The organism is Leptospira fainei serovar Hurstbridge str. BUT 6 (assembly GCF_000306235.2).
GTDB classification, from domain to species: Bacteria; Spirochaetota; Leptospiria; order Leptospirales; family Leptospiraceae; genus Leptospira_B; species Leptospira_B fainei.
The window spans coordinates 350,211-364,209 of sequence record NZ_AKWZ02000002.1 but is presented as its reverse complement, the minus strand read 5'-3'; the positions used below and the strand labels follow the sequence as shown (position 1 = coordinate 364,209).

The window sequence follows — 13,999 nt, the reverse complement described above, 5'->3', positions numbered from 1 at the left end:
TATCTTTCGATTTCCGAAATGTCAAGCCTTCTAAACTGACAATTCAGGTCGAGTCTAATCCGCGAATCCAGGAATCAATTTCCGCACACATTTCTCGGACTACGGGCATATGGAAAACGATTCCCAAATGACCTTGTTCATACGAGAGAATTCGGTTTTTTTCATGAGGCAACGCGTCGAGATCCGCTTTGATCGTTTCGCTCGGAACTACTTTGTCCAGAGAACCTAGAATGGAGAGTAGAGGAATACTTAAATTCTTTTGCAGGGCGGTGTAGTCCAAATTTCCGTCGTAAGATAGAAAGGAATGGTCCTGGCTGAGTTGAGAACGAAGAAATTGTAAAACGACTTTGGTTGATTCTTCACAGAAAATATCTTCGATCAGAAAATACCATTCCGGAGGAGAAATTTGTCGGTAGCCTACGAAATCCCTGAGATTTACCACTTTCGTATGTAGATCGAAGGAAACTGCTCGAAGAGAAGAGTGCAATCCCAACAGAAATTTAAAGAATTTGTTTAGATCGACCGTAGGAAGAGTCGTTTGCAGGGAAAAGGAAGTCAGGTCAAAAAGAAAATCGGAGATCGACTTGGATGGGACAAGCTTCAAACCCATTTTTAGAACATCCAAGCCGGGAATTTGGGCTTGGAGTCGAATGAAATTCGGAGAGGTAATCGATACGATTCCCGCAATTGCATCTTCCGGCCTTGGCAGAGGAACGATGGGATTGCGCTTTTTTTTGACGATCTCTTCGTACGCGGCGGAGTAGAATCGAGGAATCATCCCGCCCATACTATGACCTAAAACGACGGTTTGTTCATTCGGAAAATTCTCCGTCAGCCAATTTAAAACGGCAGGAAAATCCTCTTGGATAAAATCATCGACTGTCCAGCCTTCTCGAATTCCGAACGGCGGGAGCGTTCTACGCGATCGTCCTCGCATATCCATGGAAAAAACGCGGTATCCATGTTTGAGAGATAATTCTCTGGCTACCTTATCCATGACCGAACGACGACAGAAAAATCCCGGAATCAAGAGTAGGTTTTTTCCGGTTTCATTTCTGTCTTTCGGTTCGAATCTCTTTAAACTGACGGAGAAGCCGTCTCCCGACGGGATGATATAACTCGCGTCTAGGCGATAGGATCTTTGGTATGTGTGGGAATCGAATATGATGGTAGTTACTGGATCATTCTGTCCGTATCCGCGAGTATAAAAAAGATTTTTGGCGCGAGAATTTAGATCCGATTTTTCAATATTCTTTCGAGCATAGTAAGGGTCTCCTTTCGGACCCATTTCCCTGGAGATTACGAAATCCACCACGTCATACAGACAATAGAGTTGCTGGCGAACTTCTTCTTCCTGCTCCTCCGTCATATTGTCCCGACGAATTCCCCAAAGCATACCGATCGGAAATCCCTTCACAAATAACGGGATGCCAGCAGCATAATTCATGGTCTCTGTAAGAAGCTTTTTTAGATTCGGGTGGATTCGTACGTCTTGTAAATTATGAAAGTATACTTCCGGTCTGGCTTTCTTTTCCACGGAAAGAATCGCTTCCCTAAGATAACGCGCGGAAATATTTGCCGGATCCTGAATCGAAATCGGAATCGTATTTCGTATAAACTCGTCGATGCTTTGAAGACCGACTCGGTTGGCGACTTCCTTCATTTTAAAATGAGTTGCGGAAGCGACGATCTTAAGATTTTTTCCCTGAATGGATTCGAAAATCGAATATTGAAATACGGGTTTGCCGTTCGGCAAGGTCATCGCGACCATTTTATTTACAAAGGAATTCCAAACTTTCTGTAAAAAAACACTCGTGGGTTCGGATACCGGAAAGATATAAATATCATCCGGACTGACAACGTAAGTGCTGCCTTTCCGACGAGGCTTGGGGCTGACCTTTCGGGCGGTGGTCTGGTCCATAAGGCTAATTTTTTAATTCAGGTCTTTTCAATGCAATCTGGATTCAAATCCTCGACTAACCCTTTTGGGGGATATTTCTAAAACCTCCTTATTGGAAAAAAGAAATTTCTTTCTCGCCGAAATCGAACGATTCGCGGACTTGCCTGCAACCCGGAGATTTGAGCTGCCGCTTCGAAACTGATGAGGCTATAAAGAATTGTGTGGGCTTAAGAAGGACTTGCCGTTACGCAGTCGTCCATCCCTGGCCGACTCGGCTCCACGGCGTCTTTTTCGCGCCTTCGTCCATCCTGAACTCAGGTCGCATTTGCGACGCTCCCTATGGGTCGCTGCAAATGCTTTCGCTCAAAAGCTTCAAGTCCTTCAAATGGATTTAGTAATCAGAAATTGTCTGGGCCCAGAAGGACTTGAACCTTCGACCCGCAGATTATGAGTCTGCCGCTCTAACCAACTGAGCTATAGGCCCGACCGCTCCAGTTTTTCCGAGAGCCGGACCGCATCAAGCCCATTTCATGGTTTCCAATCCTTAGATTGGATTCTGGTTTTTCGTTTCTAAATACCGGCTGGGAATGGAAAACCAGTCCTCTAAGTCCTTACGTTCCCGGTAAAAAGCGACGTAGACAGTGTAGGCGAGTTCACCTTTTCGAATCAAAAAAAAATACAGCCTTAGAGGATTTCCACCCGAAAGATCCTCCTTTGTCCAACGCAAGATTTCAGCGCCACTACTGGAAAATGTTTCAGGCTCTTTTCCGGGAAAAACGGCTCGAACAGAATCTTTTGCGACGTCCGCTTCTCCCACACGATCTAATTTTCTCCATACCAGAATCCAGGGTCGGTCCTTTAACGGAATCGCTCTCCATCGTTTACGGGATTCGGTTCGGACTAAAGCCTTCTCAGGAAAGGAAATCGTCAGAAAATTTTCCCGGAAAATTTCTCCCGGCTGAAAAACTTTTTGATCCGGATCTAGGGGAACGGCGAACGATACGTTTTGCGAAGATGAAAATATTATCAAAAATAAAAGGACTCGGAAACATTTTTTCAAAGTAAAATTTCCTCGAGGATGAGTTCCTTATATTCTTTCAACTGGAAGACCGGAATCGAATGTTTTTCTTTCCGATCGGTTAAAGTATCTTCGCCTTTCTTTTTGAAACGGCGGATGACTTTGTTTTCAAAAACGAAAACGCCTAAATAATCCCCCGTGACTTCGTATGGGGCGCCGCCGGAAAGCCGAGAAGCGTATTTTCGCAGTCTCCGGTCGAATTTATTTTCGCGATACTTAAAATAGAAAGTATGTCCGTTCCAGTCGTAGAAGACCGCATAGTTTCCCGCTAAACCTTGAAAGAAAAGTTTCAACTTTTCAGGAAAGTTCGGAGAAGAATCGCTCAAACTTTCCTTCATATCAAGAGATCGAGGTTCATCGAGAGAGATCGTTCCCCGATATGTATTGCCGGCCGGCTCTGAGGCTATGCGGAAGGTGAATGCTAGTGCGATTACAAGGAATATCGCGATCGTCCGAATTCCGCGATGCGTAGCCATAATTAAGGATCCTCTAATTCTTCCGACTCCTCATCGGCAAAAGGAACGACTTTCTTATCGGGTTTCGAAGCTTTAGAAGATTTGTTTCCTTCCATTTTCGAAGCATCTTCCTTAGCTTTAGAATCCGTTTTCAAAGATTCGGTTTTAGGTTTTGTCGTTGCATCTCCCGACTTTGCAGGTGGGACGAAATCCGGAGAAATCTTTTTACGAAGCTGATCCAAGGCGGCCTGAGCTGCCCTTTTTACTTTTTCGCTCGGATCCCTTTGCGCTTTGTATTCCAAAATTTCTATGACTGCCGGGTCTTCCGTTTCCGCCAGGTGTTTGATCGCTCTTAATCGAACGACTGCATCATCGTCTCTTGCGAAAGAATAAAGCTCTTCGATGATATCTTTATCGCCTAACGAAACTAAGGCGGTGATCGTATGAATCTTTAATGCTTGGTAGTCCTGAATATCGTTTTTGGATTTTAAATTCCGAATTTTATTGAGTAATTCCGTCATCGGAGCGATTGCGGCGGTCGATTTCATCTTACCTAAGGCATTCACGCAATAGGCGCGTAAAGTGATCGGTTCTTTGTCGTCCTTGAAGGTCGTAATCAGGAGGTTCTCGACGGATTTATTCTTTACTTTACCGAAATATAATGCAGTTTGAGCTCTCAATTCCGGATCGTTGAATTTCTCCTGAAATCTCGCTTCTAAAACGCGAAATGCCTCGTCCGCTTCCGGGAATTCGGCCAAAGCATCGATTAAAGAAACGGTAAGATTCGAATTTTTCGTAAAATCCTGAGCCTTGAGCAGATCGGTTAACGAGGGGATTGCGGATTTGAACTTTAGTTTTTTGACCGCATAGACGGCTTCTTTCTGGACGTCGGGTTGTTCGTATTGAACGAGTGCGACGATCTTATCCTCGAATTTACTTAGACCCAAAATGCTCGAGATTCTTAAGGCATAGATACGCATCGACCAATCCGGATCTTTTGCCAGAATAATTCCGACTTGGTCGTAAAGTTCGCCGGATTCATCCTTCGGAAAATCTTCAAGCTCTCTTAGCGCGCCTGCACGCTCTTTCGTGGTTCCGTACTTCAGAATTTGCAGGAGTACTTCTTTCTTCTTTCGAATTTGTTCCGCCGTATATTTCGGCTTCGTCGGTTCCTTCGGCCCGGCTTCCATTTGAGAGGAGCTAAGTAATACGGTCGCAAATAGCGTTATAAGGGCACGCTTCCAGAAATGAATACGGATGATTCCGAGTTGAAGGGGAGGTATATTAGTCTCCTGTTTGCTGGAGTTTTCGATTTTCTTCTTCAAGTTCCTTGATTCTGCGGTTGAGTTCATTGACTAGGTGTTGGTTCTCCAAGTTCTGATGGAACTTTTCTATCAGGGACCGTATATCCCGGCTAAGGTCTTCAATATTCCAGGGCTTTTCGACATAACGACTAAGTCCTCCGAAATTAATGGCATGAATGGCCGAATCTAGACCGGCTTGACCGGTCAGTAAAATCTTAATCGAATCCGGAGACTGCTTATGAACGGCCTCCAGAAAGTCGGCGCCCTTCATTCCCGGCATCACTTGGTCGGTGATGATTACTTCAATGACGAAGCCGGAATTTTGGATTTCCTCCAAAAGGGAAAGTGCTTCCTCTGCGCTCCTTGCCGTTTCGATTTCATGAGTCTTACCGAACTCGTTATGGAGCTGCTCTTGGAGTGTTTCCAGAACCGATACTTCATCATCGACACAAATAATATAACCTTTATTCATAATCCTAGACCCAAAGGACGGTTCAATTTCCTGGAACTATAGAATTTTGGAGACTATTCTAAGAATGTCAATAAGAAGAATTTATAAAGAGGCTGACGAGACTGCTGCAGTCTGGGATTTTACTCAAGAATTCGACTTTCTCTCATTAAGATAGAACGAATTCTCGGAGGAAATTCGCTTAGAGACGCGCTGGCGTTTCTCCAAAAACTTCCGGTTTGGGGAAATTCGGAAGAAATTTCCGATAACGAATTCTTCCAGTCCCAGGAAATGGAAATATCTTTCGGCAGTTCTTCTAATAAAGTCAAAGGACTCCATTGTTTCCAGATATCAAGTACACTCGTTCTTCGTATCCAACGCGCATTTGGAGAATACCGTTCAAAAAAGAGACTCTTCTTCCGAGTTAGAAAGAGACGATCGTATCTTTCATAACCGCTTCCCCTACAATGCGTTTTTCCTCCCGTCCGGGAAAAATCAAAACCTTTAACGATGCAGGATTCAAATCCTAACGCCTCCAAGACAGAAACTGCCATTCCAGCTATATTGAGAGTGGGATTTTCCAGTATCGGCGCCTCCGGAAAAAAAGACATACGAGCCAGTTGGTCGAGAGGGTGGGTAGAAACGTATAAAATCTTGGGGTTGGGAAGATCGAAGACTCTTGTCGATCCACCGAACCAGGTAATGATAGGAAGATGATTCGGAGTATTTTCCGGAAAATGGAATCCCGTTCCTCGTCCGCTGTCTATAGATAGAATGGCGTCCGGCAGAATATTACATTGAAGCAGGAAGCCTAAGCTTGTATCCGAGGCAAGCATATAGACTTTGGTCCGGTTTTTTTCTAACCAATCTTTCTCAAATTCCAGATTTGGAGAAGCCCCGATAAAGCATCCGACTTGATTTTTACGAATCGGAAGTTTTTTGCCAATGATTCGAAATGAGAACGGGTTTTCTTGGAATCGTTTTGCATGACGAAAGAAATTATGTATCCAGAGTCTCTCATACGTATCTTTTGCGATTTGGTTTTGGTCTAGAACTCTCACATTTTGCAGAAACGAGAGAATCTCCTGCGATATTTCCGGAAACTTTCGGGCATATGTCGGATGTAGAAACACCTTGATAGAACGGATTCCTTGCGGAATCCAACTAGAGGCGGGGAGCTTTCGAAATTGATTCCAATCATACAAGATTGGAATCGAACCGATTTCTAGACGTACGAATTCACCTACGAGAGACTCAAACTCTGCAAAGGGCTCCAAGCATAGAATCCGGGTATTCATTCCGGCGGTTTTCAAATACGCAGAAATGTGATAAGCACAGCCGATTCCTACGAATAGAATGAGCTCAGTATCCGATATACTCCGAGGAGCTGTGGAGGCAATTCGCTCGCCTTCCTTACGCGGGTCTTTTTGGGAGTGTAGGTGGAAGGAGGACGACTCCTCCTTTAGATTCGGTTCGCCGTCAGGCTGGCGGACCAGGCGAAAAATGGGTTACTCTTCCTCTTCTTCGACGGTTTCTTCCTCTTCTTCCTCATCCTCGTCGGTTTCTTCTTCATCCTCTTCTTCCTCGTCGTCATCATCATCGTCGTAGGATTCTTCGCCTTCTTCACCGTCTTCCATATCCATCAGCGGTTTTGGCGTTTCTTCGGGGATAAAGTCTTCTTCGGTATCTTCTTCCGCTATTGGAGCTTGAGGAGCCTCGAAAAGACCGTTAAATTTGGAATAAGCAGGATCAGTGATACGAGCGTCTTGCTCGATTGCGGCTCTTTCTTCTTTAGTAACGTATTTGTATTGAACTTCTTCGTTAGCGAGTGCAAACATGGCTTGCACGGCAAGTTTTCGACCCTTGATTTTCTTGGGTAGGTCCAGACGATCGATCCTATCCAGAATTTGAAAACCAGCCACGGCTCTTTCGTACTTGTTTTTCTTGGCTAATTCGATAAGAGTAACAATATCAAACTCAGAATTCTGGTGTTGGGTCATTTTTTGTTCCTGAAAAAGGATAGGAGCCTTAGATTTTACCATCGTCCGCCGTTTAGGCGACCTGTCAACAACCTTATGTCTTCGTTTATTCCTTGAATTTCCGGGGGAATCCACAAATTTGGTAATCGCCAATGGATTCTCAGGCAAACCCCGATTCCAGGCTTAATTTCTCTCGCTTTACAGCAGGGATTTTCTTCCGCCTTTCTTTCCTACTCTTTTTGGTCGGTAGTGCGACCTGTGCCCCCTCCGAACAATCCAATCTAGGCGTGCAGTCCTTCGAAGGTTTAACGTTAGACGGACAGACAATTCGCTTATCGGATATTCAAGCCGAGCGAATCGCTTTGAACGTTTACGGTCCGAACTGCGTACCTTGCATTAAAGAGGTTCCCGTTTTGAATTATTTGTATAAGGACCTAGCATCGAATCCTAAAATCAAGTTGTACATGGTCGTAGATCCGACCGTGTTTGTGGACTCTCCGGAGAAAATGACGGAAGAGCAAATCATAAAGGAAGCGAATATTCAAATGAGGGAAGAGATCCGTAAATACGGCATAAAGCTTCCGGTTTTGATTATGAAAAAGCCTTTCCGAATTTCTAGAAACGATGGATTGGTAACGGGAACTCCCGAAACCTTATTATTCAAAACTAAACCGCTCGTACTATATTATAATTTTATCGGGCCAATCAGTGAAGAATCGGACATACTTGCGATACCGAAAGATAGAAAGGTAATTTTCTTTAAGCGAATGGCGGGATCAGTATGAGATGTTTGATCGTACGATTCAAGGACTGTGAAGGACCAGGAACCCTCTTGGATTCCTTAAAGGCTCGTAATTATAGGATAACGTATCATAACGCGTACGATTCCAATATTCGAATTCTGCCGGATGCGCACCAGGTTTTTGATTTAGTTGTATTACTCGGTGGACCGCAAACGGTACACGATCCGGCTCAATCGGATTTCTTTAGACCTTGGCTGGATTTTGCCTATAACCTGACTCAAATGGAATCCCGAAAAGTCATCGGAATTTGTCTTGGATCTCAGATCCTGGCGAAAGCCTTAGGTGCAAAGGTATCTGTCGGAACAAAGGGACCGGAAGTCGGGTTTTCGGATCTAAAAATCGTAAATCCATCGCATCCTGCGCTCGCTAGACTTGCAGGAAAATTCATGATTCCGGCATTTCACTTACACGAAGATGTATTCGAATTGCCGAACGGTTCGGAACTGCTTCTGGAAGGAACAATGTATCAGAATCAAATGTTCGCCTGGAAGAATCGGGTATTCGGAATCCAATGCCATTTAGAAGTGACTGCTCCCATGCTGGAAATTTGGAAAATGGTGCACAGTGAATTCATACAAAAAGCAGGCTGGATTCCTGGACCGGAAACGGGCCAAATTAGGTCTCAAATGGAAGAGGCTGGGCGTGCGCTTTTTGAAGGAATCTTGGATATTTAGAATGTTCCAGCTCCGAAGGAACGGCAAGGTCATTCGGAGAAATTTGCAATACTCTTATAAGAATCGAAACGAAAAAACGGTGCGTACATGATACAGAAAGTTCTAAAGGTTCTCTTTGGAAGCAAATACGAGAGAGATCTAAAACGACTTATTCCGATCGTTCAGAAAATCAACGAATGGGAAGAGTCGATTCATTCTTTCAGCGATTCCGAACTGTCTGCCCAAACCCAAAAGTTTCGGGAGCGTCTATCTCAAGGAGAAACATTAGACGACCTTCTGCCGGAAGCGTTCGCCACTGTTCGGGAGACTTCCTTGCGCAAACTCGGCATGAGACATTTCGACGTCCAGATGATGGGGGGAATTGCCCTCCATTGGGGAAATATCGCCGAAATGAAAACCGGGGAAGGAAAAACTCTTACTTCGACGCTCGCCGTTTACTTAAATGCCCTCGCCGGGAACGGGGTTCATGTCGTTACGGTAAACGATTACTTAGCGAGACGGGATGCCATGTGGATGAAACCTATTTATGACTTTCTAGAGCTGAAAGTCGGGATCATTCAGCATGATATGGATCATGATGACAGGCAGAAAGCGTATGCAGCCGATATCACGTACGGAACGAATAACGAATACGGGTTCGATTATCTACGGGACAATATGGTGACTCATATCGATCATAAAGTTCAAAGAGGACACTTCTTTGCGATCGTGGACGAGGTTGACTCGATTTTGATCGACGAAGCTAGAACGCCTTTGATAATTTCGGGTCCCTCGGACGAATCAACGGACAAGTATCTTCGCATAGATAAAATCATCCCCAAGCTGATCGAAGGGGAAGACTATGAGAAGGATGAGAAAGCAAAAAACACTCTTTTAACGGAGAAGGGAGTCGCCCATGTCGAGCAGATTCTTGGAATCGAAAACCTATATGCTCCGCAAAACGTAGACCTAGTACATCACGTTCATCAGGCTCTAAAGGCCCATAAGATTTTCCAAAGAGATGTGGATTATGTGGTTCAAAGCGGCGAAGTGATTATCGTGGACGAGTTTACGGGTCGTCTCATGGCGGGTAGACGTTACTCCGACGGTCTTCACCAAGCGTTGGAAGCTAAGGAAGGCGTTCCTATCGCTCGGGAATCCCAGACTTTGGCGAGCATCACATTCCAAAATTATTTTCGATTGTACGAAAAACTTTCCGGTATGACCGGAACGGCAGATACGGAAGCGGAAGAATTTCATAAGATTTATAATCTCGACGTAATCGTAATTCCGCCTAACGTTACCGTTCAGAGAAAGGACTTTGCAGACCGGGTCTATAGAACGGAAAAAGAAAAATTCACCGCTATCCTGAGCGAAATCAAGGAATGTCAATCCAGAAAGCAGCCGGTTCTGGTCGGAACCATTTCCATCGAAAAATCCGAAGTGCTTTCTCGTCTTCTGACTCAGTCCGGAATTACGCATAACGTTTTAAACGCGAAGTTCCATGAAAAGGAAGCCGAGATCATCGCAAATGCTGGAAAACCGGGAGCGGTCACGATCGCCACGAATATGGCCGGTCGAGGCACCGACATCGTCTTAGGCGGGGCACAGCTCTTTAAGGAAAATTTAGAGACTTGGAGCGATAGTGATCCCGTAATCACCGAATTTCGGGAAGCCACTCTGCGCGCCAATTTCGAAAAAGCGGAAGCTTTACTGAGTAAACTGGATTCGCAAAATAAGAAAAACAGGGCCAACGAAATTCTAACCTCCGCAAAAATCTGGAAAAAGAATCATGACGAAGTTCTCGAAGCAGGTGGATTACATATTCTAGGAACCGAAAGACACGAGGCTCGTAGGATCGATAATCAGCTGCGCGGGCGCTCGGGAAGACAAGGAGATCCAGGTTCGAGCCGTTTCTACCTTTCTCTCCAAGATGATTTAATGCGAATTTTCGGTTCGGATCGTATTTCGGGTATTATGGAACGCCTGAAAATGCCCGAAGGCCAAGAAATCGAGCATACCATGGTTTCCAACGCGATTGCTAGGGCCCAAAAACGGGTAGAAGGGCATAACTTCGATATTCGTAAGCATCTTCTAGAATACGATGATGTGATGAATCGCCAAAGGATCGTTATCTATAAAATGCGAAACGAGGTTTTGGACGGAGGCGATGTTACCGGATTGGTGAAAGGGTTCCTGGATGAAATCATTGAATCCCAGATCATCGTGACTTGCGAAGGTGGAAATCCCGAAGGCTGGGAATGGGAGACATTAAAGGAATGGTTTCTCGGCTTAGGACTCCCTTGGGAAATCGACGTAGATTCGGTTAAAAAATCCAAAAATGCGCAATTATTCCTATTCGATTCTTTGAACGAGATTGCTCAAAAATTTTACCAAGACAAAGCGGATCGAATCGGAGGCGAAGTCTGGAAAGTTTTGGAAAGGAATATCTTTCTAGATATATTGGATCATCGCTGGAAAGAGCATCTATATGCGATGGACCACCTTCGAGAAGGTATTTGGACCGTCGGTTACGGAGAAAAAAATCCTCTAGTCGAATACAAACTACAGGGATTCCGGCTTTTCGATCAAGCTATCGAAAACATGAAATATGAGATCGTCAGCTTCCTAATTCGCGTGGAAGTTACCGAGAAGACGCAACTCCCTGAAGAGAAGAAAGAATATCGGAAAGTCGGAGAAGAGTTAACCGGCGGCTTCCAGGAATTACAGGGTAATAAACCTAAAAGATCAAATTCTTCTGCGGAGCCTTTACCTGTAGCATCGGGCGGAGGAAGTTCGGAGCGTAAAACAAGTAGGAGGAAACGAAAATGAAACAAAAAAGGTTTATCATTCTCTCACTTTTACTGCTCGTCGATTGCGTTTTTTTACGACCGACAGGCAGAGAAGCGAGAACACCCCGGCAATTGTACGACGAATGTATGACAACATTTTCGGATGACAATAAGTGTAAGGAGTTCGTCCTAAAATCGATTCCGGATGCCGATGTGAGCGTTCTAGGAGTTGCACCAACGGAATTATCGGCGGAGGAAAAATCGAAGCTTCGAATTCGCTCCGAACTCATTCACTCTCTTCTCTACCAAAATCAGTTATATGTGAAGAATCAAATAGGTGATCCGGACGAGAAGATGACCATAAATAATTGGGCTCCGGGAATGGAAGAATGGGTATACACTCGACCGATTTGCAAGTATGCAGACGGCTCCAGGCCGGATAAGGAAATTCGGATCCGCTTCCAGCGTGGAGCGGTGGTAAAGGTTTTGCACACACCACCTGATCCGATTCGATAAACTAAATGGGTTAAAATAAAGGTTTGGTTCGATGTAAAAATCGGTCTTTTGGGGAAGAGAGACTCCATTCGTAAGGAGATCATAATTATTTAGATTGAAAATACTTGACTAATAAGCGACCCATAATTTCCTGACATCATAGTGCGACGCTTCTTTTACAGTATTCTAGTCGTCTTGCAGGTCGTTCTAGTACTATTCTCCTCATCGATCGACATCATCGATCAACCGGACACGGGGAAGTCATTTAGCGTTTTCTCTAAAAAGGGAGACCTGGTCTCGTTTATCGAATCGGATTTAACCGATTCTGAGCCCTTATTCTTTGCACCGGCACGCGAAAGAGACAGTCGGCCGGTAGAATTCATCGCAAATAGCCCGTCTTATTATCCATGGACTCCTTCCGTTTTCTTTTCAGGTAATATTTTATTTAGAGAGGAAACCTGGTCCAAGCTCTTTGTCTCCTTCCTTCTGACTAATCTTCCTCCGCCCACAGTTTCCTAAAGCATACTAAGAGAGATTACCGCTAGCTTTTCCCTACAAAGGGAAGCTGTACTCGCTAAATCGGTCTTATTGGCATGCATTCACTAAGCGACCTGAAAATTCGATCTCATTAGACACGGAAAATCCAAACGCAATATGAAGAAAAAAGTACTCGCGCTGCTCATAATAGCAACAGCAAACGCTCAAAGTTCCGAAACGAAAGCTCCGGGTAAGCTGATTGCCCAAAAGGACGCTCTTGTTTTTGAAAATGGCGTCGCAGCCGATCAAAATATGTCTTCTGAAAATTCGGAGCCGGAGCGATCGAAAGTTCGCTTGGATATGGCAAAAGCCGAAGAACTTCTGTGGAAGAATAACTTACTTCTCTTGGCCGCAAAATACGATATCGACGCCAGGAAGGCGGGAATCGAGCAGGCGGGATTGTATGCGAATCCGAACATTTTTATAGATCAAAGTATTTTCGCCGAGCCGACTCGACGATATTTCGATTTCACGCGGTCCGGACAAACCGTTTACCAAATCCAGCAGCTATTCTTATTGGGCGGTAAAATTGATAAGCGAATTCGCGTAGCAGAGCTAAACGCGAAAATGGGAGAGCAGGAATTCTACGACCTAGCTAGAGCTCTTCTTTCCAAATTGAGAAGGACATTATACTTCATTCATTATTACAGGGAAGCGATCTCCTTTTACGACGGAAGTTTGGAAGCCCTGGAAAAAACCGTCTCCTCGGCGGAACTAGCCTATAAGAGGAGGGCGATTCTACAGGCGGAGCTTTTACGTCTGAAAGCGTTATTGTTTTTTCTTCGTAAGGAAAGAGAAGACTTGCGGATCAGAGTTCTGGAGAAAGAAGCCGATCTAAGGGTCTTATTAAACGAAGAAAAATACATGGATCAAGGGATCGCCATCGAGCCGGTCCTAAATCAGGATTTCGTGGAAGGAATCGATTTAGCTAAAATAAAACTCGCAGAAATCGTTCAGACTGCCAGGGAATATCGACCCGATTTACGTAAAGCGGTGCAGGCTTTACGTTTCGAAGAGGCGAATTTAGAACTCCAACATGCAAACGCGATTCCGGATTTATCTTTCGGGCCTATGTACAATCGCGGGGGAACCGCATTCCAGAACTACTGGGGCGTTACCGCTCAGTTGAATATTCCGATTTTCGATAGAAATCAAGGAAATATCAAAGCGGCTGAAAAATCCATTTTAGTAAAAAAACAGGAATTGAAAAACAGAATCTTAGAAGTTGAAAACGAAGTGAACGTGGCTTTGGCTACTGCAAAGGCCAAGGACGGTCTTTATCGTCGTTTCAGGAATACATATACTAAGGATTACACCGATTTAGCGCAGGATATGATTCTTAGTTACGAAAAGCGTTATATATCAGTTTTAGAATTTGCGGATTTTTTCGAGACGTATCGTTCGAGCATCGTAGAGATGCTGAGGCTTCAAACCGATAGAATGGACGCGATAGAAGGCGTAAATTACTCCGTGGGATCGGGCGTGCTGGTTCCAAATAAACCCTCCGTAGAATCCGGAAATAATTAGGAAGCATTCACATGAAATTTAACTTATC

At 44.6% G+C, this 13,999-nt stretch carries 12 protein-coding genes, 1 tRNA gene and 1 pseudogene; 6 read left to right on the top strand and 8 right to left on the bottom strand.

The genetic code is table 11. The features are described 5' to 3' along the window. Positions 1 to 43: 43 nt before the first annotated feature. From LEP1GSC058_RS03095 to LEP1GSC058_RS03060, 8 genes are all read right to left on the bottom strand, one after another. A complete protein-coding gene (locus tag LEP1GSC058_RS03095; RefSeq protein ID WP_016548014.1) occupies positions 44 to 1,921 on the bottom strand; it encodes an alpha/beta hydrolase in 1,878 nt (625 codons plus the stop codon). 389 nt (positions 1,922 to 2,310) lie between these two features. Further along, positions 2,311 to 2,384 (bottom strand) — tRNA-Ile (locus tag LEP1GSC058_RS03090). 60 nt (positions 2,385 to 2,444) lie between these two features. Then, a complete protein-coding gene (locus LEP1GSC058_RS03085) occupies positions 2,445 to 2,960 on the bottom strand; it encodes a hypothetical protein (RefSeq protein WP_016548193.1) in 516 nt (171 codons plus the stop codon). Further along, on the bottom strand, positions 2,957 to 3,454 hold the full coding sequence (locus tag LEP1GSC058_RS03080; RefSeq protein ID WP_016548293.1) for an LIC_11959 family protein: 498 nt from the start codon (positions 3,452 to 3,454) through the stop codon (positions 2,957 to 2,959). Before LEP1GSC058_RS03080 ends, LEP1GSC058_RS03085 begins: the two co-directional genes overlap by 4 nt. A gap of 2 nt (positions 3,455 to 3,456) precedes the next feature. Further along, the gene (locus tag LEP1GSC058_RS03075; RefSeq protein WP_408605687.1) at positions 3,457 to 4,785 is read right to left on the bottom strand and encodes a HEAT repeat domain-containing protein; all 1,329 of its coding nucleotides are present in this window, start codon (positions 4,783 to 4,785) and stop codon (positions 3,457 to 3,459) included. Beyond that, the gene (locus tag LEP1GSC058_RS03070; protein ID WP_016548035.1) at positions 4,718 to 5,209 is read right to left on the bottom strand and encodes a response regulator; all 492 of its coding nucleotides are present in this window, start codon (positions 5,207 to 5,209) and stop codon (positions 4,718 to 4,720) included. Before LEP1GSC058_RS03070 ends, LEP1GSC058_RS03075 begins: the two co-directional genes overlap by 68 nt. Positions 5,210 to 5,328: 119 nt before the next feature. Then, positions 5,329 to 6,483, bottom strand: coding sequence for a 6-hydroxymethylpterin diphosphokinase MptE-like protein (locus tag LEP1GSC058_RS03065; protein WP_084680348.1), 1,155 nt, complete (start codon positions 6,481 to 6,483; stop codon positions 5,329 to 5,331). A 210-nt stretch (positions 6,484 to 6,693) separates the two neighbouring features. Next, positions 6,694 to 7,185: a hypothetical protein gene (locus LEP1GSC058_RS03060; protein ID WP_016548281.1), complete on the bottom strand. Its 492-nt coding sequence runs from the start codon at positions 7,183 to 7,185 to the stop codon at positions 6,694 to 6,696. Positions 7,186 to 7,316: 131 nt separating this feature from the next. Here LEP1GSC058_RS03060 and LEP1GSC058_RS03055 point away from each other — a divergent pair, with 131 nt between their 5' ends. The 6 genes and pseudogenes from LEP1GSC058_RS03055 to LEP1GSC058_RS03030 all read left to right on the top strand — a co-directional run. Continuing rightward, the gene (locus tag LEP1GSC058_RS03055; RefSeq protein ID WP_016547821.1) at positions 7,317 to 7,949 is read left to right on the top strand and encodes a TlpA family protein disulfide reductase; all 633 of its coding nucleotides are present in this window, start codon (positions 7,317 to 7,319) and stop codon (positions 7,947 to 7,949) included. Further along, complete coding sequence (locus LEP1GSC058_RS03050; RefSeq protein ID WP_039947938.1) at positions 7,946 to 8,641, top strand: type 1 glutamine amidotransferase; 696 nt, start codon at positions 7,946 to 7,948, stop codon at positions 8,639 to 8,641. Before LEP1GSC058_RS03055 ends, LEP1GSC058_RS03050 begins: the two co-directional genes overlap by 4 nt. Before the next feature lie 87 nt (positions 8,642 to 8,728). Next, a complete protein-coding gene (secA, locus tag LEP1GSC058_RS03045) occupies positions 8,729 to 11,452 on the top strand; it encodes a preprotein translocase subunit SecA (protein WP_016547932.1) in 2,724 nt (907 codons plus the stop codon). After that, a complete protein-coding gene (locus LEP1GSC058_RS03040; RefSeq protein ID WP_016548151.1) occupies positions 11,449 to 11,928 on the top strand; it encodes a hypothetical protein in 480 nt (159 codons plus the stop codon). The genes secA and LEP1GSC058_RS03040 overlap by 4 nt, the downstream gene beginning before the upstream one ends. A 141-nt stretch (positions 11,929 to 12,069) precedes the next feature. Then, a complete protein-coding gene (locus tag LEP1GSC058_RS03035; RefSeq protein WP_156860634.1) occupies positions 12,070 to 12,426 on the top strand; it encodes a hypothetical protein in 357 nt (118 codons plus the stop codon). 321 nt (positions 12,427 to 12,747) lie between these two features. Next, positions 12,748 to 13,971 (top strand): annotated as a pseudogene (locus tag LEP1GSC058_RS03030) (TolC family protein); the annotation flags it as partial. Between the last annotated feature and the right edge of the window lie 28 nt (positions 13,972 to 13,999).